The organism is Salinisphaera dokdonensis CL-ES53, assembly GCF_040361215.1.
GTDB lineage: Bacteria > Pseudomonadota > Gammaproteobacteria > Nevskiales > Salinisphaeraceae > Salinisphaera > Salinisphaera dokdonensis.
Genome location: NZ_APND01000001.1, coordinates 652,250 through 671,697, shown reverse-complemented (window position 1 = coordinate 671,697; position 19,448 = coordinate 652,250). Strand labels below are relative to the sequence as shown.

The following is a 19,448-nucleotide window of genomic DNA, read 5'->3' as shown; positions in this document are numbered from 1 at the left end:
ACGTGGCCGGCATTCTAGGGAGTACGTTGGGGGCACATGGATATTTCCCAGTTACTGGCTTTCTCAGTCAAACAGAACGCCTCGGATCTTCATCTATCGGCCGGCTTGCCGCCGATGATTCGTGTCGATGGTGATATGCGGCGGATCAATCTGCCGCCGATGGAACACAAGGAAGTGTTCGATCTTGTCTACGACATCATGAATGATCGTCAGCGCAAGGCCTACGACGAACACCTGGAGACCGACTTCTCCTTCGAGATTCCGAATCTCGCGCGTTTTCGTGTCAACGTGTTCAACCAGAACCGCGGCGCGGCGGCGGTGTTCCGCACGATTCCGTCCGAGGTGCTGACCCTGGACGATCTCGACGCCCCCAAGATTTTCCGCGAGATCGCGAGCCTGCCTCGTGGGCTGGTGCTGGTCACCGGGCCGACGGGCTCGGGCAAGTCGACCACGCTTGCGGCGATGATCAACCACAAGAACCAGAGCGAGCTCGGCCATATCCTCACCGTCGAGGACCCGATCGAGTTCGTGCACAGTTCGCAGAAGTGCCTGATCAACCAGCGCGAGGTCGAGCGCGATACCCATTCCTTTGCCGCAGCCCTGCGCAGCGCGCTGCGCGAGGATCCGGATACCATTCTGGTCGGCGAGCTGCGCGATCTGGAAACCATCCGCCTGGCGATGACCGCGGCCGAGACCGGTCATCTGGTGTTCGGCACGCTGCATACCAGTTCCGCCGCCAAAACCATCGACCGCATCATCGACGTCTTTCCCGGTGCCGAGAAGGACATGGTGCGGGCGATGCTGTCGGAATCGCTGCGCGCGGTGATCTCGCAGACGCTCATGAAGAAGAAGGCCGGCGGGCGCGTGGCCGCCCACGAGATCATGATGGGCACGCCGGCCATCCGAAACCTCATCCGCGAAGGCAAGGTCGCGCAGATGTATTCCGCGATCCAGACCGGCCAGTCGGTGGGCATGCAGACCCTCGATCAGTGTTTGCAGGACCTGGTGCGCCGCGGCGTGGTGGCGCGCGAAGAGGCCTCGCGACGGGCCAGCAACCGCGATTCGCTCGCCGGCTAGACTCCAAAAGAAAAAGGCAACGTCATGGATCGTGCACAGGCAACGAAGCTGCTCACCGTATTGCTCGAGCGGCTCGTCTCGGAAGGCGGCTCGGATCTTTTCATTACCAGCGGGTTTCCGCCGGCGATCAAGCATGACGGCCAGATCTCGCCGCTCATGGAGCGCGCGCTCACGAACGAGCAGTCGGCATTGATCGTGCGCTCGATCATGAACGACCGCCAGGCGCGCGAGTTCGACGAGTTCAAGGAATGCCAGTTCGCGATCTCGCCGCCCTCCGGGCGTTTCCGCGTCTCGGCGTTCGTGCAGCAGGGCCGGGTTGGCGCGGTCATGCGCGTGATCAACACCGAGATTCCGAATTTCGACGAGCTCGGCCTGCCGCCGGTGCTCAAGGACGTGGTACTCGCCGAGCGTGGCCTAGTGATCATGGCCGGCGCGACGGGGTCGGGTAAGTCGACCTCGCTAGCGGCGATGCTTGGCCACCGCAACAACAACTCGGCGGGCCATATCATCACCATCGAGGACCCGATCGAGTTCGTGCATCCGCATAAAAAATCGATCGTGACCCAGCGTGAAGTCGGTGTGGACACCCAGTCCTGGGAGAACGCGCTAAAGAATACGCTGCGCCAGGCGCCGAACGTGATTCTGGTCGGCGAGGTGCGTACCCGCGAGACCATGGAATACGCGATCAACTTCGCCGAGACCGGCCATCTGGTGCTGTGCACTCTGCATGCGAACAGCGCCAACCAGGCGCTCGATCGCATCATCAACTTCTTCGACGAGGCCAAGCGCGAACAGCTGCTCATGGATCTGTCGCTGAACCTGCGTGCGCTGATTTCGCAGCGGCTGGTACGCAAGCTCGGCGGCGGTCGTTGTGCGGCGACCGAGATCCTGCTCAACACGCCGCACGTCGCGGACATGATCTTCAAGGGCAAGGTCGGCGAGCTCAAGGAGGTGATGAGCCGCGGCAACGAGCAGGGCATGATCACGTTCGATCAGAGCCTGTTCAAGTTGTTCGAGGCCGGCGAAATCGACTTCACCGAAGCGCTGCGCCATGCCGATTCGCAGAACGAACTGCGCCTGAACATCAAGCTCAACAGCCAGCGCGCGCGCCAGAATCTCAAGGACGACGCCGGTGTGCAGTCGTTGTCGATGCGCGAGGACGAACCGGAGGAAGACGAGGAAGAGTTCGGCCATGGCGGATAGCGCGTCGGTTGCCGATCAGGTCTACCCCTATCTCCAGCTCGCGATAGACAAGGGCGCATCGGACGTCTATTTCACGACCCATGCGCCGGTCATGCTGCGCGTCGAGGGCGAGATCTACCCGGTCAAGAGTAAATCGATCGAGCCGCTCACGCCCGAAGTAATCGAGGCGTTGGTCGAAAGCATCATGAGCGACGAGCAGCGGGCGGAGTTCGAGCGCGAGCAGGAAGTCGATTTCGCATTTCGGCTGGGCAATCACGGCCGGTTTCGTGTCAACGCGTTTCGCCAGCGCGGCTCCGCGGCCATGGTGTTGCGCAATATCGGCAAAATGCCGACGTTCGACGATCTGGATCTGCCGCCGGTGCTCAAGCGGCTGGCCATGCAGAAGCGTGGCCTGGTGATTGTTGTCGGTGCCACGGGCTCCGGCAAGTCGACCACGCTCGCCGCAATGATCAACCATCGTAGCGAAAATGCGAACGGACATATCCTCACCATCGAGGACCCGATCGAATTCATGTATCGCCACAAGCGATCGATCGTGAACCAGCGCGAGCTGGGCGCGGATACGCTCAATTTCGCGCGCGCCGTGCGCTCGGCCATGCGTGAAGCGCCGGACGTGGTTCAGATCGGCGAAACGCGTGACCTGGCCACCGCGGAAGCCGCGATTCAGCTCGCCGGTACGGGCCATCTGGCGCTCACCACCTTGCACGGCAATAACGCCTATCAGGCGCTGCAGCGTCTAGTTGCGCTGTTCCCCGAGGCTTCGCGGGATGCGTTGTTCATGGATATGTCGCTCAACCTGCGCGCGATCATCTCCCAGCGCCTGGTCGCCGGAATTGGCGGCAAGCGCGTTGCGGCTTTCGAGATCCTGCTTAACACGCCCTACATCGCCGAGCTGATCCGGCAGGGCCGTATCGACAGCGTGCGCGAGGCGATGTCCGAAGGCGACGGCGGCGACGGGATGGCGACGTTCGACGACTCACTGCTCGCGCTGGTGCGCAATCGTCAGATCACTTCGGAACAGGCGTTGGCGTATGCCGATTCACGCGAGAATCTGCAGAGCAAACTCGCCTTTGCCCAGCTGTAGATACAACGCGCGCCTTGCCAGCGCAGGTGCGTTGCGGCGACGATTCACTTCAGATTTGAGTTCCCGGATGGGTGGATGACAAGCAATGGCGCCAACGGCGACAACCTCATAAATCCGGCCGACGCCGCCGAAGGCACGCTGATCGGCTGGCGTGAATGGGTGAGCTTGCCCGGCCTGGGTATCGAATACATCAAGGCGAAGATCGATACCGGTGCCCGTACGTCGGCGCTGCACACCTTTGAACTCGATGTGGCCCACGAGGCGGGCGTAAAGATCGCGCGTTTCGGCGTCCATCCTTATCAACGCGATACCGAAACGGTCACCTGGTGCGATGCGCCGGTGGTCGACGAGCGCAGCGTGCGCGACTCCGGCGGCCATCGCGAATGGCGTTTCGTGATCGAAACCCCGGTGCGCATGGCAAATCGCGAGTGGCCGATCGAGATTACATTGACTGCACGCGATACAATGCTTTTCCGCATGCTTGTCGGTCGAACCGCCATGCGGTCGATCCGTGTTGACCCCTTGGCATCCTTTCTCACCGGCCGACCGCCGGAGTAAGGAATCTCTGATTAAGCCGAACACGGTCGCGCCGGCGTCTTGGCGCGCGTTTGGCAAGGAATGAGGAGAGAAATGTGCTGGCTGCACATGAACGACGAATGACGCAGACCAGGCGCGCGCCAAGGCCCGGCCTCTCCGAGGTTTGGCCCAAGCCGCGCGCCTGCGGCGTTGTCCCGCTCGATCGGGCCGTACGAGGCGAGGAGCAGGGTTCCCGGCACAGCCGGGATGCGACCGCCGGCGTGCGGCCAGAGACCCGAGGCTACGACTCGTACGGGTTCGTCCCGCCGAGGGTCGCATCCCACAGCTATGCCGCGGGAAGACCCTGCTCCGCCTCTCGGGTCGACGCCCGCCACGATGCGTCGCGGGGCGCCTTGCAGACACACGGCTTGGGACACAAACGCGATCCGCGTTCGGCTTAATCAGAGATTCCACCTATGCAAATCGCCATCCTGTCTCGTAACCGCAACCTCTATTCGACCCGCCGGATGATCGAAGCGGGCAAGGCGCGGGGTCACGAGATGACCGTGATCGATCCGCTGCGCTGCTACATGAATATCGTGCCGCACGCGCCGGAGATCCATTACAAGGGCCGCAAGCTGGAAGGCTTCGACGCGATCATCCCGCGTATCGGCGCGTCGATCACGTTCTATGCGACCGCGGTGCTGCGCCAGTTCGAGATGATCGGTGTCTATCCGCTCAACGAATCGGTGGCGATCTCCCGCTCGCGCGATAAGCTGCGCTCGATGCAGCTGCTTTCGCGCAAGGGCATCGGCCTGCCGGTGACCGGTTTTGCGCATTCGCCGGACGATACGGACGATCTGCTCGAGCTGGTCGGCGGCAACCAGTACGTGATCAAGCTCACCGAGGGCACGCAGGGCAAGGGCGTGGTGCTTACGGAGACCCGCGGTGCGGCCGAATCGGTAATCGACGCCTTCCGCGGTCTGGACGCCCACTTTCTGGTGCAGGAGTTCGTCAAGGAAGCCAAGGGCGCGGATATCCGCTGCTTCGTGATCGGCGACAAGGTCGTCGCCTCCATGAAGCGCCAGGGCAAGGAAGGCGAGTTCCGGTCCAATCTGCATCGCGGTGGCTCCGCGTCGGTGATCAAGATCACGCCGGAAGAGCGTTCCACCGCGGTGCGCGCAGCCAAGATCATGGGGCTCAACGTGGCCGGTGTGGATCTGTTGCGCTCCAATCATGGCCCGGTGGTGATGGAGGTCAATTCCTCTCCCGGTCTGGAAGGCATCGAGACGGCGACCACCAAGGACGTCGCCGGCCAGATCATAAGCTTCATCGAGACCTACTCGAAGCGCGGCAAGACCCGGACCCGCGGCGGCGGCTGATTGTCTGGCGACGCAAGGGCTATACTGCTATACGGCAGCGTTTCGACGCTGCCGTTTTTCGTTGTGAGCCAGTCGAGAAGGTATCCACCACAGCCGTATGACCGAAGACACCACGAACACGACCCGCGCTAAAGAGCCCGGCCACGCCAAGCCGCTGGAAATCGGCGGCCAGAGCATCGCGCCGGGCACGCGCACGACGATCGATCTGCCGGTTGCCGATCTCTATACCCACGCCAAGCTCACCATGCCGGTGAACGTGATCCGCGGTAAGCGCGGCGGGCCGGTGCTGTTCGTATCCGCCGCGGTGCACGGCGACGAGCTCAACGGGGTGGAAATCATTCGCCGTTTGCTCAAGCTGCGTGGCCTCAAGCAGCTGCGCGGCACGCTGATCGCCGTGCCCATTGTGAACGTGCACGGGTTTTTGCGCCATTCGCGTTATCTGCCGGATCGGCGCGATCTCAATCGCTCGTTCCCCGGCACCTCGAAAGGCTCGGTGGCGGCGCGCCTGGCCAAGGTGTTCGTCGACGAGATCCTGTCCAAGGCCGATTACGGTATCGATCTGCACACCGGTGCTATTCACCGTTCCAATCTGCCGCAGATTCGAGCCGACCTATCGAACGACACCACGCGCCGGCTGGCGGAAGCTTTCGGCTGCCCGCTGCTTATCGATGCCGGCCTTCGCGAAGGCTCGTTACGCGAACACGCCAATGAGAAAGGCGTGCCGCTGCTACTTTATGAAGCAGGCGAAGCGCTGCGTTTCGACGAGTTTTCGATCCGTGCCGGTGTCCGCGGCATCTCGGGCGTGATGCGCGAACTGGGTATGCTGCCCATGCGCGGCCGTCGCGCGCCGCACAAGTCGGTGGTCGCTCAGGATTCGAACTGGGAGCGCGCCCCCGAGTCCGGCATCCTGCGCTCGCTGGTCGAACTCGGTGAATACGTCAGTAAGGATCAGGTGCTGGCGTATATTGCCGACCCGTTCGGCGAGACCGAGGTCGCAGTGAAATCGGAGCACCCGGGCATCGTTATCGGCCGCTCCTATCTACCGCTCGCCCATGCCGGCGACGCGCTTTACCACGTCGCAAGGGTCAAGGGCGCGCAGAAACTCGCCAGCCGTGTCGAGGCCTATCAGTCCGACAACGAGCCGGACGACTTCGACGACCGTGGCGAATCCGGCGAGCCGCCGATCGTGTAAAACCGGCTTCGTAGCGAGCCGGGCTCAATCACTGAAGATCAGGATTACGCAGGCCGCGGTCAGTAGGCCCATCACGCCGTTGAAGATCCGCCAGGCGCGCGGCGTGCGCAGGCGCGTGCCGAGTGTGCGCCCGAACAATGCCCAGAACGACACGCATGGAAAGGCCACGGCTTCCATCAGCAGCGCCAGCAGGAAGGCGTTGACCACCAGCGACCCGTTCGCGGGCAGGAAAGAGGCGGTCAGCGTCAGGCCCATGATCCACGCCTTTGGATTGGCGAACTGGAACGCCGCGGCTTCCCAGGCGTTGAGCGGGCGTGCGTCACCGGCCGCGTCCAGCGTCGGCGGCGGGGCCGTGGCAATGCGCCAGGCCAGATAGAGCAGGTAGGCGCTGCCGATGAATCGCAGCGACCACTGCACGCTCGGGTAGCGTTCGAATACCGCGCCCAACCCTAAAGCGATCGCCATGAACAGCACGACACAGCCGCCGAGAATGCCGGCGATATGCGGCAGCGTGCGCGCATAGCCGTAGCGCGCGCCCGACGCTGTAAGCATGACGTTGTTCGGCCCCGGCGTGCCCGACATGGCCACGCTGAACATGACGATCGACGCCAGCCAGGTGACAGAGCTCACGACCGGCCGCCCGTATGCCGGTTCTGGATATTGGTCACGTAACGACGGTCGGCTTTGTTCCGGTCGCGCGTGGTGCCGTGGTTGGTGTCGGTTGCCCGGTCTGGCGCTGGGCGGGGGATCGGCTTCATTTCCAGGGTCTTTCTTATTAATTATTGTACGGGTACAAAAGTCGTGGTTAGATAATTCGTATGCGGACGAATTCACTCTAATGCAGCGTTTTATCGCGTCAACGGTTTTATTGTCACCATGACAATCTGGGAGCCAGAACTGTCCGGCGTCGGTCCACGGTATCGCCAACTGGCGGAAGCGATCGTGGCCGCCATCGACGCCGGTGAACTCGGCGAAAACGAGAAGCTGCCGCCACAGCGCCGGCTTGCCCACGCGCTGGGCGTGACCACCGGCACGGTCACCCGCGCCTATGCCGAGGTCGAGCGCAAGGGCCGGGTCGAGGCGCGCGTCGGCAGCGGCACATATGTATGCCCGCGTGCCGAATCCGTGTTCACGCATGTCAGCCCGCAGGCAGACGATCAGCGGGTGGATCTATCGCTGTCGTTGCCGCCGCCCTGCGATGAACGCGCGCTGGGCCTGGGGCGTGCCATGGCGGCACTGCAAGCCGATCCGGCAGCGCTGCGACATGCCATGGACTATCAGCTGGAGGGTGGCCTAGATTCGCATCGTGCCGTTTATGCCGCATGGCTAACGCGGCTCGGGTTGCCGATGGACGCCGACGAACTGCTCATCGACCAGGGCGGTATGAATGGCATCTTCCTGAGCGTCTCGACGCTGCTTGCCCCCGGCGAGCGTCTGGCTGCCGAGACTCTGACCTATCCCGGGTTGATCAGCGTGGTCCAGCAGCTCGGTATTCGCACTGTGGCTGTGGATCACGATGGTGAGGGTATCGATATCGAGGCGCTGGCCGTGCGCCATGAACGACAGCCGTTCCGTGCGCTCTATCTCATGCCCGAACATCACAATCCGACGACCGCGCCGCTCTCCGAGGCGCGCCGGCACGCGCTTGCAGCGCTCGCCCGCGAGCGCGACTTCTGGTTGATCGAGGACGGCGTGCAGTTCACCGGCGAACGCGGCACGCCGCTGTATCAACTCGCGCCGGAACGCACGGTGTATCTGTTTTCGGTGGCCAAGATCCTCGGCGGCGGCATGCGTTCGGGTGTGATGCGTGTGCCGCCATCCATCCGTGCGCGGGTTTCTGCAGCGCTACGCAATCAGAGCTGGATGCCGCCGCCTTTGATCGCAAGCCTGGTCTGCCGCTGGATCGAGTCCGGCGATGCCGACCGGGTGCTGACATGGCAGCGCGAGGAGATGGCCGCACGTCATGCGCTCGTCGACGAGCACCTGGACGGTTACGACTACAGCGGCCAGACCGACGGTTTTTATATCTGGCTGCGATTGCCGGCCGGGCGCCGCGCTGGCACGTTCGTGGAACAGCTCGCCAGCCGCGACGTGATCGTCACCGCCGCCGAGCCGTTTTGCGTGGGCAGCGAGCCGGCACCGCAGGCCGTGCGGATCTGTATCAGCGCGGCCCGAGATCGCGTGGCGCTCGTGCGTGCACTGGAGGCGATTCGTGAAAGCCTCGTAGCGCCGGAGCCGACCGTCTGGCGGACGCTCTGAACGGATCGCTTGTGTGGCGGGCGCGAGTGAGCCGCCGCACTAATCCGGCAAGCCATGTTGATGACGCTGGCAGTGTCCTGAAGCGGCGAGGCACAGGTTGGTTGGCGGGGTTCGATCCTGTCGGGGCGACAGCCCCTGCCACACGCCGACGCGCTCAGCGCGCGTTGCTGTTGCCGGCAATGATCGCCATCACCGCCATGCGCACGGCAATACCGTTGCGGACCTGCTCAAGAATCACCGACTGGTTGCCGTAGGCGATATCGGCATTGATCTCGACGCCGCGATTGATCGGGCCGGGGTGCATGACCAGCGCGTCCGGTTTCGCATGAGCGAGATTGGACGCGGTCAGGCCGAAGCGTTCGTGATAATCGGCGACGCCTTCGAGTGCGTCGCCGGCGATGCGCTCGCGCTGGATACGCAGCCCCATCACCACGTCGGCCCCGGAAAGTCCGGCCGCGATATCGCCGGTGGTGGTCACGCCGAGTGATTCCGCATTGTCGGGCAGGAAGCGTTTGGGCCCCACCACGCGAATATCCGTGGTGCCGAGCGTGCGCAGCGCATGGATGGTGGAATGCGCCACCCGCGAATGACTCACATCACCGACGATCGCCACCGAAAGATTGGCGAAATCCGGCCGGTGCCGGCGAATGGTGAACACGTCGAGCAGCGCCTGGGTCGGATGCGCGTGGCTGCCGTCGCCGGCGTTGATGATCGCCACGTTGTCGGCTGCGTGGGCGGCGAAGCGTGCCGCCGCGCCGTTCTCCGGATGACGGATCGCGAAGATGTCGGCGCCCATGGCCTCCAGGGTATAGAGCGTGTCGAGGTCATCCTCGCCCTTGGAGCGCGACGAGTGCGCCACGTCCATATTGATCACGTCCGCAGACAGGCGCTTGGCTGCCAGCTCGAAGGTCGTCCGGGTGCGCGTGGAGTTCTCGAAGAACAGGTTGAAGACTGTCTTGCCGCGTAGCAGCGGCACTTTCTTCGGCGGCGCGCCGGCGGCCGGAACGAACGTTTCGGCCGTGTCGAGAATGCGCTCGATCAGTGTTCGGGGCAGGCCTTCCGTGGTGATCAGATGCCGCAGCCGGCCGGCATCGTCGATCTGGATGGAAGCATTCGGCGCACCGCTCATCGCATCTCCAGGCGCAGCGGCTCGGGGCCGGTGAGCTTGATCTGACGGCCGCGCTCGATATCGATATGCAGCCCGGTGGCATCGGCAGCGAAGGGCAGTTCGCGCGCCCCGCGATCGACCAGCACGGCGAGCTTCACCGCGGCCGGGCGGCCGTAGTCGAACAGCTCGTTGAGTGCGGCACGCACGGTGCGGCCGGTATAGAGGACATCGTCGACGAGGATCACGGTACGTCCGTCGATATCGGCCTCGATCTGCGACGGGCCAACGCTCGGGTGCAGCCCGATGGTGGAAAAGTCGTCGCGATAGAAACTGATATTGAGCGTGCCCAACGGCGCCGCGAGGCTAAAGCGCGCATGCAGATGCTTGGCGATCCAAGCACCGCCGGTCTCGACGCCCACCATCACGGCATCCGGGTCGGCGGCGACCAGCGGCGCGAGCTGGGCTTCGAGTGCAGCCATTGCCGCGTCGACATCGAATTGCTGGGGGCGGTCGTTCATGCGCAAGGGCTCATCAGAGGGTGTCCTGTGTTCCGTCGCTGGCAAGCCAGCCTTCGAGAATGACCTGGGCGGCCATTGAGTCCGAATCGCCCTTGGACAGGCGCTTACCGCGGCTGCCGCTGGCCCGCGCGGTGCGCAGGCGATCCATGGCTTCGATCGTGGAGAAGCGCTCGTCCATGGCATGGACGGGAATATCGAAATGCTCGCCGAGCTGGTCCATGAAGCGGCGGGCGTTCTCGGTCATCGGCTGGCTGCTGCCGTCCTTTGCCAGCGGCAGGCCGACCACAAGCGCGCCCGGTCGCCATTCGGCGACGATCCGAGTCAGGCCTTTCCAGTCCGGGCCGCCGTCGGCGTTGCTATGGTGCAACGTCGTCAGCGCCTGGGCGTTGCCGGTGATCGCATTACCCACGGCGATACCGATGCGCTTGGTGCCGAAGTCGAAGCCGAGCATGACGTCTGCGCTAGGCATGACCGATCTGTCCCGATAGCTGATGGGCTTCAAGGCCGAGCAGACGAGCGGCCGCGGCCCAGCGGGCCTCAACAGCGGTATCGAAGATGATCTGGTCGCTGGCGGGTGTGTTCAGCCAGCTGTTCGCGAGCATCTCGCTTTCGAGCTGACCGTCGCCCCAGCCGGCGTAGCCTAGGGTGATCAGGTAATCGCTCGGCCCGAAGCCGTTACCGATCGCCTCGAGAATATCTCGCGACGTGGTCAAGGCGAGTCCGCCGCCGACCTTCAGGGTGGACTCCCATTTGCCTTCGTCCCGATGCAGCACGAAGCCGCGCTCGGTCTGAACCGGCCCGCCCCAGTAAACCGGCTGCGTGGCCGGGACGTGCGCCTCGATATCCATATGCGCGAGCATGTCGCGTACCGACATCTCGCTCGGCTTGTTGATCACCAGCCCCATGGCGCCGTCGTCATTGTGCTCGGCGATGAAAGTCACGCTGGCAGCGAAATCGCCGCCGACACGCCCGGGCATCGCGAGCAGGAACTGGTTACGAAAAAGTCCGTCGGTCATGTGCCCATTATCCGCCGCCGGCTTGCAGCCCGGCAAATGAGCGCGAGGCTGTTGCGCCTTGCCGGCCCGCGGAGCGCTTAGCCGCTGGGGCTGAGTTCGCTGGCCCCGCCGGGCTCGAACAGCCAGTCGTAAGCGAAGCTGAGTTCGCTGGTCATCCGGGTGAGGGCAACGTCGAACGGGTCATATGGGGCCGCGCTGCGCACGATGGCGAGTGCGGCAGCATCCAGCGCCTTGTTGCCGGACGAACGCAGCACGCGGACTTCACGCAGACGGCCGTCTGCGCCTACGCGTACCGCCATGGTCAGGCGTCTCGGCTTGTTCGCCTCGAGCAACTGGCGCGAATAGCGCCGGCTGCCGCGTGTCTCGATCCGTTGCTGCCACGCGGCCAGATATTCGGCACGCGCGTCCTGGGCCGCAGAGAGCACGCGTTGCGCCTGCGCCGACTGCGGTGTGTCGACCGCGGCCTGTGTGCTGGGCTGTTCCTGCTCGCTCGCCTCGGAAGAACGCTCGGTCACCATCACGAAGCGGGTGAGCGTCTTCTGTCCGGGGCGCGAGGCCTCGACCGGGGCCTGAGCGGCGACAGGTTGGCGGGCCGCCACTGCGTTCTGCGAGAACGAGTCGTCGCCGCGCTGGTGCTGGATTGCGCGTACCGACGTGTCCTGTTGCGCGGCTGGCGCACCGGCCGCGCGCGTGGCGGCCAGCGCGTCGCTGCCGGCTGGTTCCGTGTTGTCGGACGACCAGCCAAGCAGCAGCGCATGGGCGATCAATGCGATCGCCAGGCAGAAACAGAAGCGGGCCCGCGCGCTCGACATCCGATCGGTCTACGCCAGCCGCAGCTCGATGGCGTCGAACAGCTTGGCGGCGATGTTGATGCCGAACTGCTTGTCCAGCTCGCGTACGCAGGTCGGGCTGGTGACGTTGATTTCGGTGAGCTTGTCGCCGATCACGTCCAGGCCTACGAACAGCAGCCCCTTCTCGCGTACATAGGGGCCGATCTCCTCGGCGATGGCGCGATCGGCATCGGTCAGCGGTCGGCCCACGCCGCGCCCGCCGGCGGCCAGATTGCCGCGCAGTTCGCCTTCGGCCGGCACGCGCGCCAGCGCATAGTCGACCGGCTTGCCGTCCACCACGAGGATGCGTTTGTCGCCTTCCTTGATCGCCGGCAGATAGGCCTGCGCCATCGCGTAGCGCGTGCCGTGCTCGGTGAGCACTTCGAGTACGACGCTGATGTTGTCGTCGCCAGTCCTCACGCGAAAGATGCGCGAGCCGCCCATGCCGTCGAGCGGTTTGATCACCGCGTCACCGTGCTCGGCGATGAAGCGCTTGAAGTCTTCGCTGCGGCGGGCGACCAGCGTCGGTGCGGTCAGGTGCGCGAAGCGGTTGATCGACATCTTCTCGTTAACGTCGCGCAGCGCGTCGCAGCGATTGACCACCAGCGTGCCTTCGTTCTCGGCCAGCTCGAGGATGTAGGTCGCGTAGATGTACTCGGTATCGAAAGGCGGATCCTTGCGCATGAGGATCGTGTCCAGATCCGCGAGTGGCAGGATCTCGGACTCGCCTGTAAAGCGATACCAGTCGTCGTTGTCGTCGAACACTTCGAGCCGACGACCCGTGCCGTAACCGATGCCGTCGCGCACGAACAGATCGGACATCTCGAAATAGACGATCTCGTACTCGCGGCGCATCGCTTCAAGCAGCAGCGCAAGGGTGGTGTCTTTATACGGGGTGATATCCGCGATGGGATCCATCACGACGCCGAGGCGGGTGGCCATGCCGGGCTCCTGGAACTTCGGGCACGCCGGAGCGCGCCGCTACGATGACGAACAAGCGCGCATGGTAGCGCAGCGCATGGCGATTGGGTCAGCGTCGAAACTCAGCCAAGATCGCCCCACAGGGTCTGCAGCGCGGCGAGTGCGGCCATGCCGGCGGTTTCGGTACGCAGCACGCGCGGGCCGAGCGTGATTGGCTGCCAGCCGGTCGCCGTGGCGGTATCGATTTCGTGGTCTGACAGGCCGGATTCGGGGCCGACCAGCAGGGCGATGTTTTCGCTGCGGGTGATCGATGAAAGGCCGCCATCGGCGGTCGGCGCGAGCATCAGGCGGAGGCGGTCTTTGTCCTCGTCGGCAGCGAGACAGCTCGCCAGCGGCAGGGCATCTGCGACCGTCGGGCGTACGAGCCGGCCGCTCTGTTCGGCGGCGGATTCGGCCACGGCCTGCCAGTGGGCCTGTTTCTTCTCCAGCCGGCTGCCTTCGAGCTTGACCTTGCCGCGATCGGTGAAGACCGGGCGAATGGTGGTTACGCCCAGCTCCACCGCTTTGCCCAAGGCGAAATCCATCCGGTCGCCGCGGGCGATGGCCTGATAGAGGGTGATCGACAGCGGCGATTCGTGTTGCGGCGCGTGCTGCGCGTTCACGACGAGCGTCATGCGTTTGCGATCGGCCTGTTCTACACGGGCGTCGTACTCGTGGCCGTCGCCGTTGAACAGCGTGACGGGGGCGTCGACGGACAGGCGCAGCACTGTGCCCAGATGATGCCGCTTGGCATCGTCGAGCGTGACGGTCTCGCCCACCGAAAGCGGCGCGTCGAGATACACGCGCGGTGTGTGACTGCCTCTACCCACTACAGATTCTTGATCAGGACCGCGGAATTACGCTGGTAGTTGTAGAGCGCGCGCCGCGCCAATGGCAGGGCCTCGAGATCGGCCGCGACGAAACCGTGCTCGACGAACCAGTGTGGCGTCTTCGTGGTTAGCACAAAGATGCGGGCTAGCCCGGCCCGTTTGGCGCGCCTTTCGACTTCGACGAGTAACTGAGCGGCACGATCCTGGCCGCGATAGTCCGGGTGCACGGCGACACAGGCCAGCTCGCCCACGGCTTCTTCGACGTAGGGCATGAGCGCACAGCAGGCCGTGATCAGCCCGTCGCGTTCCATGACCAGGTAATGGCCGATATCCAGCTCGATCTGTTCGCGCGAGCGGCCGACTAAGATGCCGGCCGTGGCCAGCGGTTCGATCAGCGCGAGCACGCCGCCCAGATCTTCGGGCGTGGCGGTGCGGGTGATGTCGTAGGTGTCGGCCGCGATCATCGTGCCGGCGCCGTCGCGCGAATAGAGTTCGCGCAGCAGGGCGCCGTCGCTATCGAAGCTCACCAGATGCGCGCGTGCCACGCCGGCCTGACAGGCACCGATTGCGGCTTGCAGGCGAGCGCGGTCGGCCGCTTCCAGCGGCGCGTCCGGTGCGGCCAGCAACTGGCGGGCGGCCTGCGGGTCGAGCTCGGCCGGTGTATCGGCAAAGCGCTCGTGCAGCGCCGCGCCCGAATGCAGGACGACGAACTTGTCGGCAGACAATGCGGTGGCAGTCGCGGTCGCCACTTCCTCGGCATAGAGATTGAAGATTTCGCCTGACGGCGAATAACCGATACAGGACAGCAGCACGATCGCGCCGCGTTCCAGATGCGCATTGATGCTGGCCACGTCGATCCGCCGTACTTCGCCGGTATGGCCGTGATCGACGCCGCCGGTAATGCCGACCGGACGCGCGGTAACCAGGTTGCCGCTGGCCGTGACGACGCGTGCGCCGCCCATCGGCGTGCTGGCGAGGCTGGTCGACAGCAGTGCTTCGATATCCATCTGCAGGCTGCCGACCGCACGCTTCACGCAGGCCAGTGCGGCGCTGTCGGTTACGCGCACGCCGTCGACGAACTGCGTGGCCACGCCGGCTTCTGTGAGCGCGGCATCGATCTGCGGGCGGGCACCGAACACGATCACCAGCCGCACGCCGAGGCTGGCGAGCAGGGCGATGTCGTAGACCAGATCGGCAAACGCCGGCGAGGCCGCGGCTTCGCCGGGGATATTGATCACGAACGTGCGGCCGCGATGGGCGTGCACATAGGGCGCGCTCGCGCGCAGCGAGGCGACCAGGGCGGCCTGCTGGGCCGGCACGCCGGTGTCTTCGCTGGGCGCGTCGGCACTTCGTAGTGGGGCGGTGCGCGTGTTCATGGACGCATTATGCGTGCGCGGGCCTTATTCGGCGAGACAGAAGCGCTCGACGAGCCCGTGCAGGATGCGCTGCATGGGCTCGACACGATCGAGCGCGAGATATTCGTTGGGCTGATGCGCCTGGGCGATATCGCCGGGGCCGAGGATCACGCTGTCCATACCCATGGCGTTGTAGAAGGCGCCTTCGGTGCCGAAATCGACGGCGGCGGCCTCGTGGCCGGCCAGTTCTTCGCAGGCGGTCACGATCGGCGAATCACCCGCGGTTTCGAACGCCGGCGTACCCGCGAACAGCTCGCGGAACTCGACGCTGCAGTCGCTGCCGGCCAGCGCGGCGTCGACGCGCTCACGTAGCTGGGCGCGCAGATCGTCGATGGTCATGCCGGGTAGGAAACGCAGGTCGATATCCAGACGGCAGCGAGCGGGAATACGGTTGGCGTTGTCGCCGCCGCTGATTGCGCCGAGGTTGAGCGTGGCGTGCGGCACCGGAAAGCCGGCGATGCGTTGGCGCTGGGCGAGTTCTTCGCGTAGTTCACGGATCGCGCTCATTGCGCGATACATGCCTTCGATCGCATTGGCGCCGAGCGCCGGATCGCTGGAATGGCCCGAGGCGCCGTGCACCTCGACGGTCTCCATGAAAATGCCCTTGTGCTGGCGGATCGGCACCAGGTTGGTCGGCTCGCCGATCACACAGAAACGGCCCGGGCGCTGGCCGTGTTCGCGATGCGCATCGAGCAGGGCACGCGCGCCGTCCATGCCGCACTCCTCGTCCGCGCTGACCAGCAGGCTTATCGGGGCGGCGAGATCGCCTGCCGCGTATTCGCTGGCCGCGCCGGCCGCGATGGCAATAAAGCCTTTCATGTCGCAGGTGCCCAGTCCGTACAGCTTGCCGTCGCGCTCGGTGAGGGTAAACGGGTCGCTATGCCAGCCGCTGTCGTCGTAAGGGACAGTATCGATATGGCCGGCGAACACCAGCCCATGCTCGGCGGCGTGCTCGGCCGGGCCGAGTCGAGCGACCAGGTTGACCTTGTCGTCGCGGCCGGGCATGGGCGTGATTGTGCAGTCGAAACCATTTGATTCGAGACGGGCGGCCAGGTCGTCGACCGCCTCGCGGTTGCCGCAGTCCAGCGCCGGGTTGCCGCTGCTGATCGTGCGGTGGCCGATCATTTCGGCAAGCGTGTCCTGCCAGTCCAGTGCTGCCATGTTCCCGATTCCTTTCGTCGGCGCGCGTATTCCCTGAAACGCCGCCATGGTATACCTGCATACAGGCGCGAATTGAAAAAGACGCCGACAGACTTTCATAAGGTCTTGCACGGGTAGATAGACATGAAATCAGGGTCAGCCTTGGCGACAGTGCTGGCGGTTGCGGTGATGGGTGTTGGCAGCGTGTTTGCTGCCGGCGCGCTCCGTACCGCGAGCGCGGATGTCGACCAGCCGCAGCAGAAGATATATCTCGATCCCCAGACTGGCGAAGTGCTCGAAGCGCCGGCCGCGGATCGGGTCGAGTCCCAGTCCGAAGGACAGGGCGCCAGCCAGCGCACGCGCCCGGCCGAGCCGGAGGCGTGGACCAACGACGACGGCGACGAGATGCTGACGCCCGCGCCCGATGCGGGGCCGGCCATGCGGGCCGTGCGTTGTGACGACGGCACGCTGCGTATGGGCCATGCCGAAAGCGCGCCCAGCCAGAGCGAGCGGGAGGCCCTATGCGAACGCGCCAAGCATTGACCGATCGCCGGCTGGGCCGGCGCCTGCATTTTTTAACCGTGCCCGTAGTTGCGGCAGCCATCGCGGCGACGAGTTTCAGCGCGCAGGCAGCCGATATCGTGCTGGTCGTGGGCGACAGTTCGAACAGCGGTTTCAACGACCCGACGCCTGTCGAACCGGTGGGCGGCAACGGGGGCAACACCCTGGGGGCGCAGCGCCGAATCGCTTTTCGCTATGCGGCGGCGATTTTAGGCAGTCGTGTACAGAGCACGGTGCCGATTCGTATCGAGGCGGCATTCGACAGCACATTCGCCTGTGGCCGTAATAGCGCCACGCTCGCCAGCGCATCGCCGGTGACGTTCGTGGCGAACTTCACGTCCCAGAGTCCTCGTGAAGCCAATATCTTCTACCCGCTTGCACTGGCCAACGCCCTGCGTGGTCGGCGCGTGAGCAATACCGTCAACGACGTCACCGCGCGCTTCAATCCGGGGCTCGACAGCAACGCCGACTGCCTGGGCGGCGAGGGCTGGTATTACGGCATCGACGGCGCCACGCCGGACGACCAGCCGAGTTTCGTGAGCACGGTGGGCCACGAGCTCACCCACGGTCTCGGTTTCGTCTCGCTGGTCGCGGTCGCCAGCGGCGACGGCAATCAGCCGGGCCAGTTTCCGCGTTCGCCAAGTGGCACTCGCTATCCGGATATCTACAGCAGCTTTATTCAGGACTTGGAGGTCAGCGGCCAGCCGTTCTGGCCCGATCTCACCGACGAGCAGCGCCGTGAGTCGCTGACCAATACGCCGAATGTGGTGTTCGCGGGCGACAGTACGAACGCAAACGGTGCGCCGGCCCTGACCCAAGGCACCAACCAGGGCCGGGTGAAGATCTACACGCCGGCCGCGCTGAGCCGCTCCAGTTCCATCGCCCACTGGGATCCGTCGCTCGGCCCGGACCAGATCATGGAACCGTTTGCGACCGGCGGGGATACTGTGACTCGCGGCATCGGTTTGTCGTCCTGCGTGCTGCAGGACATCGGCTGGCCGTTGGCGAACGGGACGCGCTGCCCGGACGACAGTAATGAAGCAATCCAAGGCGACATGACCGCTGACGACGTCGAGGTCGAGCAGCCCGTGGAAATGGTTGCCGGCGGTCAGTCCGCGTCGCGTGATGACGACGATGGTGGCAGCGGCGGTGGCGGCTGCACGATCGCCGACAACGCACGATTCGATCCGCTCTGGATGCTGCTGCTCGTCGCCGCTGCCGGCGCGGTGCTGCGCAGGCGGCGTACTGCCTGAGGTCTCGTGCCCGCTGCGCTGCAGCCGTGGCGGGATCGCTGGTATGGCGTCGCGCTCGCCGCGGCTCTGCCTGCGGTCTTTCTGCTCGCATGGCTGACGCCGCTGTCGCTGACGTTACGCTGGCCGGGCATCACGCCGATGCTACTGGCGGTCGTCGTACTGCCGGTTCTCGAGGAGGTTGTTTTCCGCCTGGGCGTGCAGGATGCGCTGGCCGCTCGTCTTCGCGGGCGTATCGGCGCGCTCACCCTGGCCAATGTCTTCACCGCGATCTGTTTCGCGGCCGCGCATCTCTGGCAGCACCCGCCGGCCTGGGCGCTGGCCACTTTCGTGCCGGCCCTTGTGTTCGGCGCGCTGTGGGAACGCCATGGCCGTCTGCTGTCGCCGATCAGCGTGCACGGCTTCTATAACGCTGCTTATCTGTGTCTTCTGGGTGGCTCGACGGGCGTGTCCTGAGGCCCGGCTTTGGTACCATGCGGCATTGCAATAGAGAAGCGCGATGAGTCAGGAAAATATCTTTGAAGCCCTTCAGGTCGGCTTGACCCAGGCCAAGTCGGTCCAGACCCCGGGCGAAATCCACGGCATCCTCACCGGCATGCTGTGTATCGACAATGAAACCAGCGGATCGCGGGCAGTCGAGGACGTGCAGTCCGACATGCTCGACAGCGCGCTCGATGCCTTGCGCGAGATGACGCTGGAAGGCCTGTTCGACCCGGATATGGGGTTCAAGCCACTGCTGCCCGACGACGAGGTCGCACTGGACCAGCGGGTACGCTCGCTCGGTCGCTGGTGCGACGGTTTCCTGTACGGGTTGAGCAACAGCGGCCAGTTCGAGCTCGACAAGCTGTCGCCCGAGATCCGGGAAGTGATCAGCGATCTCACCGAGCTGTCCCGTGTGGGACTGACCGAGGACGAGGCGCAGTCTGAATCCGCCGAGGCGGATTACGCCGAGCTGGTCGAGTATGTTCGCGTGGGCGTACAGATGATCTTTCTCGAGCTCCAGCCCAAGCGCGAGGGCCCGAGTACCCGCGAATCGCTGCACTAGTCACAACACCCGCCGGGCATTTCTGTCCGTGGGCCGGTGTTGGCCGATCCGGGCCGACATTG

At 64.7% G+C, this 19,448-nt stretch carries 21 protein-coding genes; 11 read left to right on the top strand and 10 right to left on the bottom strand.

The genetic code is table 11. From position 1 onward, the window contains the following. The first annotated feature begins 36 nt into the window (after positions 1-36). From SADO_RS03070 to SADO_RS03045, 6 genes are all read left to right on the top strand, one after another. Positions 37-1,077: a type IV pilus twitching motility protein PilT gene (locus tag SADO_RS03070; protein WP_353109114.1), complete on the top strand. Its 1,041-nt coding sequence runs from the start codon at positions 37-39 to the stop codon at positions 1,075-1,077. 24 nt (positions 1,078-1,101) lie between these two features. Then, positions 1,102-2,280 (top strand): PilT/PilU family type 4a pilus ATPase, encoded by a 1,179-nt coding sequence (locus SADO_RS03065; protein WP_353109112.1) that lies wholly within the window; start codon positions 1,102-1,104, stop codon positions 2,278-2,280. Beyond that, complete coding sequence (locus SADO_RS03060) at positions 2,270-3,364, top strand: PilT/PilU family type 4a pilus ATPase (RefSeq protein ID WP_353109110.1); 1,095 nt, start codon at positions 2,270-2,272, stop codon at positions 3,362-3,364. The genes SADO_RS03065 and SADO_RS03060 overlap by 11 nt, the downstream gene beginning before the upstream one ends. Before the next feature lie 75 nt (positions 3,365-3,439). Further along, positions 3,440-3,922 (top strand): ATP-dependent zinc protease family protein, encoded by a 483-nt coding sequence (locus SADO_RS03055; RefSeq protein WP_353109108.1) that lies wholly within the window; start codon positions 3,440-3,442, stop codon positions 3,920-3,922. Positions 3,923-4,356: 434 nt separating this feature from the next. Continuing rightward, positions 4,357-5,262: a 30S ribosomal protein S6--L-glutamate ligase gene (rimK, locus tag SADO_RS03050; protein ID WP_353109106.1), complete on the top strand. Its 906-nt coding sequence runs from the start codon at positions 4,357-4,359 to the stop codon at positions 5,260-5,262. Positions 5,263-5,359: 97 nt separating this feature from the next. Beyond that, a complete protein-coding gene (locus SADO_RS03045; protein ID WP_353109104.1) occupies positions 5,360-6,454 on the top strand; it encodes a succinylglutamate desuccinylase/aspartoacylase family protein in 1,095 nt (364 codons plus the stop codon). Positions 6,455-6,478: 24 nt separating this feature from the next. Here SADO_RS03045 and SADO_RS03040 read toward each other — a convergent pair whose 3' ends face one another. Next, the gene (locus SADO_RS03040; RefSeq protein WP_353110071.1) at positions 6,479-7,051 is read right to left on the bottom strand and encodes a LysE family translocator; all 573 of its coding nucleotides are present in this window, start codon (positions 7,049-7,051) and stop codon (positions 6,479-6,481) included. A 279-nt stretch (positions 7,052-7,330) separates the two neighbouring features. On the opposite strand from SADO_RS03040, the gene SADO_RS03035 reads away from it, so the two are divergent. After that, on the top strand, positions 7,331-8,713 hold the full coding sequence (locus SADO_RS03035; protein WP_353109102.1) for an aminotransferase-like domain-containing protein: 1,383 nt from the start codon (positions 7,331-7,333) through the stop codon (positions 8,711-8,713). Between the two features lie 154 nt (positions 8,714-8,867). On the opposite strand, the gene SADO_RS03030 is transcribed toward SADO_RS03035, so the two are convergent. The 9 genes from SADO_RS03030 to argE all read right to left on the bottom strand — a co-directional run bounded on the left by SADO_RS03030 (position 8,868) and on the right by argE (position 16,551). Beyond that, entirely contained in the window at positions 8,868-9,842 is a 975-nt protein-coding gene (locus tag SADO_RS03030; RefSeq protein WP_353109100.1) for an aspartate carbamoyltransferase catalytic subunit, read from the bottom strand. Further along, positions 9,839-10,339, bottom strand: coding sequence for a bifunctional pyr operon transcriptional regulator/uracil phosphoribosyltransferase PyrR (gene pyrR / locus SADO_RS03025; RefSeq protein WP_353109098.1), 501 nt, complete (start codon positions 10,337-10,339; stop codon positions 9,839-9,841). The genes SADO_RS03030 and pyrR overlap by 4 nt, the downstream gene beginning before the upstream one ends. Positions 10,340-10,352: 13 nt before the next feature. After that, the gene (ruvX, locus tag SADO_RS03020) at positions 10,353-10,808 is read right to left on the bottom strand and encodes a Holliday junction resolvase RuvX (protein ID WP_353109096.1); all 456 of its coding nucleotides are present in this window, start codon (positions 10,806-10,808) and stop codon (positions 10,353-10,355) included. Next, positions 10,801-11,355, bottom strand: coding sequence for a YqgE/AlgH family protein (locus SADO_RS03015; protein WP_353109094.1), 555 nt, complete (start codon positions 11,353-11,355; stop codon positions 10,801-10,803). Before SADO_RS03015 ends, ruvX begins: the two co-directional genes overlap by 8 nt. 77 nt (positions 11,356-11,432) lie before the next feature. After that, a complete protein-coding gene (locus SADO_RS03010; protein ID WP_353109092.1) occupies positions 11,433-12,167 on the bottom strand; it encodes an energy transducer TonB in 735 nt (244 codons plus the stop codon). Between the two features lie 9 nt (positions 12,168-12,176). Continuing rightward, the gene (gene gshB / locus SADO_RS03005; RefSeq protein WP_353109090.1) at positions 12,177-13,127 is read right to left on the bottom strand and encodes a glutathione synthase; all 951 of its coding nucleotides are present in this window, start codon (positions 13,125-13,127) and stop codon (positions 12,177-12,179) included. 101 nt (positions 13,128-13,228) lie between these two features. Beyond that, complete coding sequence (locus SADO_RS03000; RefSeq protein ID WP_353109089.1) at positions 13,229-13,975, bottom strand: 16S rRNA (uracil(1498)-N(3))-methyltransferase; 747 nt, start codon at positions 13,973-13,975, stop codon at positions 13,229-13,231. Continuing rightward, the gene (gene argA / locus SADO_RS02995) at positions 13,975-15,351 is read right to left on the bottom strand and encodes an amino-acid N-acetyltransferase (RefSeq protein ID WP_353109088.1); all 1,377 of its coding nucleotides are present in this window, start codon (positions 15,349-15,351) and stop codon (positions 13,975-13,977) included. The genes SADO_RS03000 and argA overlap by 1 nt, the downstream gene beginning before the upstream one ends. 24 nt (positions 15,352-15,375) lie before the next feature. Continuing rightward, positions 15,376-16,551, bottom strand: coding sequence for an acetylornithine deacetylase (gene argE / locus SADO_RS02990; protein WP_353109086.1), 1,176 nt, complete (start codon positions 16,549-16,551; stop codon positions 15,376-15,378). A 123-nt stretch (positions 16,552-16,674) separates the two neighbouring features. Here argE and SADO_RS02985 point away from each other — a divergent pair, with 123 nt between their 5' ends. From SADO_RS02985 to SADO_RS02970, 4 genes are read left to right on the top strand one after another with little or no spacing between them, the layout of a single operon-like run. Continuing rightward, the gene (locus SADO_RS02985) at positions 16,675-17,073 is read left to right on the top strand and encodes a hypothetical protein (RefSeq protein WP_353109085.1); all 399 of its coding nucleotides are present in this window, start codon (positions 16,675-16,677) and stop codon (positions 17,071-17,073) included. Next, complete coding sequence (locus SADO_RS02980) at positions 17,052-18,344, top strand: JDVT-CTERM domain-containing protein (protein ID WP_353109083.1); 1,293 nt, start codon at positions 17,052-17,054, stop codon at positions 18,342-18,344. The genes SADO_RS02985 and SADO_RS02980 overlap by 22 nt, the downstream gene beginning before the upstream one ends. Before the next feature lie 6 nt (positions 18,345-18,350). Beyond that, a complete protein-coding gene (gene mrtJ / locus SADO_RS02975; RefSeq protein ID WP_353109081.1) occupies positions 18,351-18,797 on the top strand; it encodes a JDVT-CTERM system glutamic-type intramembrane protease MrtJ in 447 nt (148 codons plus the stop codon). A 43-nt stretch (positions 18,798-18,840) separates the two neighbouring features. Beyond that, positions 18,841-19,386: a UPF0149 family protein gene (locus tag SADO_RS02970; RefSeq protein ID WP_353109080.1), complete on the top strand. Its 546-nt coding sequence runs from the start codon at positions 18,841-18,843 to the stop codon at positions 19,384-19,386. Positions 19,387-19,448: the final 62 nt, after the last annotated feature.

Bases quoted from the DNA above. Each gene is read 5' to 3' on its own strand.
- argE (WP_353109086.1), bottom strand. From the start codon at position 16,551: ATGGCAGCACTGGACTGGCAGGACACGCTTGCCGAAATGATCGGCCAC.
- SADO_RS03055 (WP_353109108.1), top strand. From the start codon at position 3,440: ATGACAAGCAATGGCGCCAACGGCGACAACCTCATAAATCCGGCCGAC.
- rimK (WP_353109106.1), top strand. From the start codon at position 4,357: ATGCAAATCGCCATCCTGTCTCGTAACCGCAACCTCTATTCGACCCGC.
- gshB (WP_353109090.1), bottom strand. From the start codon at position 13,127: ATGGCCACCCGCCTCGGCGTCGTGATGGATCCCATCGCGGATATCACC.
- SADO_RS03070 (WP_353109114.1), top strand. From the start codon at position 37: ATGGATATTTCCCAGTTACTGGCTTTCTCAGTCAAACAGAACGCCTCG.
- SADO_RS03060 (WP_353109110.1), top strand. From the start codon at position 2,270: ATGGCGGATAGCGCGTCGGTTGCCGATCAGGTCTACCCCTATCTCCAG.
- SADO_RS03040 (WP_353110071.1), bottom strand. From the start codon at position 7,051: ATGTTCAGCGTGGCCATGTCGGGCACGCCGGGGCCGAACAACGTCATG.
- SADO_RS03010 (WP_353109092.1), bottom strand. From the start codon at position 12,167: ATGTCGAGCGCGCGGGCCCGCTTCTGTTTCTGCCTGGCGATCGCATTG.
- SADO_RS02970 (WP_353109080.1), top strand. From the start codon at position 18,841: ATGAGTCAGGAAAATATCTTTGAAGCCCTTCAGGTCGGCTTGACCCAG.
- argA (WP_353109088.1), bottom strand. From the start codon at position 15,351: ATGAACACGCGCACCGCCCCACTACGAAGTGCCGACGCGCCCAGCGAA.
- SADO_RS03015 (WP_353109094.1), bottom strand. From the start codon at position 11,355: ATGACCGACGGACTTTTTCGTAACCAGTTCCTGCTCGCGATGCCCGGG.
- SADO_RS03030 (WP_353109100.1), bottom strand. From the start codon at position 9,842: ATGAGCGGTGCGCCGAATGCTTCCATCCAGATCGACGATGCCGGCCGG.
- SADO_RS03045 (WP_353109104.1), top strand. From the start codon at position 5,360: ATGACCGAAGACACCACGAACACGACCCGCGCTAAAGAGCCCGGCCAC.
- SADO_RS03035 (WP_353109102.1), top strand. From the start codon at position 7,331: ATGACAATCTGGGAGCCAGAACTGTCCGGCGTCGGTCCACGGTATCGC.
- SADO_RS02985 (WP_353109085.1), top strand. From the start codon at position 16,675: ATGAAATCAGGGTCAGCCTTGGCGACAGTGCTGGCGGTTGCGGTGATG.
- pyrR (WP_353109098.1), bottom strand. From the start codon at position 10,339: ATGAACGACCGCCCCCAGCAATTCGATGTCGACGCGGCAATGGCTGCA.
- ruvX (WP_353109096.1), bottom strand. From the start codon at position 10,808: ATGCCTAGCGCAGACGTCATGCTCGGCTTCGACTTCGGCACCAAGCGC.
- SADO_RS02980 (WP_353109083.1), top strand. From the start codon at position 17,052: ATGCGAACGCGCCAAGCATTGACCGATCGCCGGCTGGGCCGGCGCCTG.
- SADO_RS03065 (WP_353109112.1), top strand. From the start codon at position 1,102: ATGGATCGTGCACAGGCAACGAAGCTGCTCACCGTATTGCTCGAGCGG.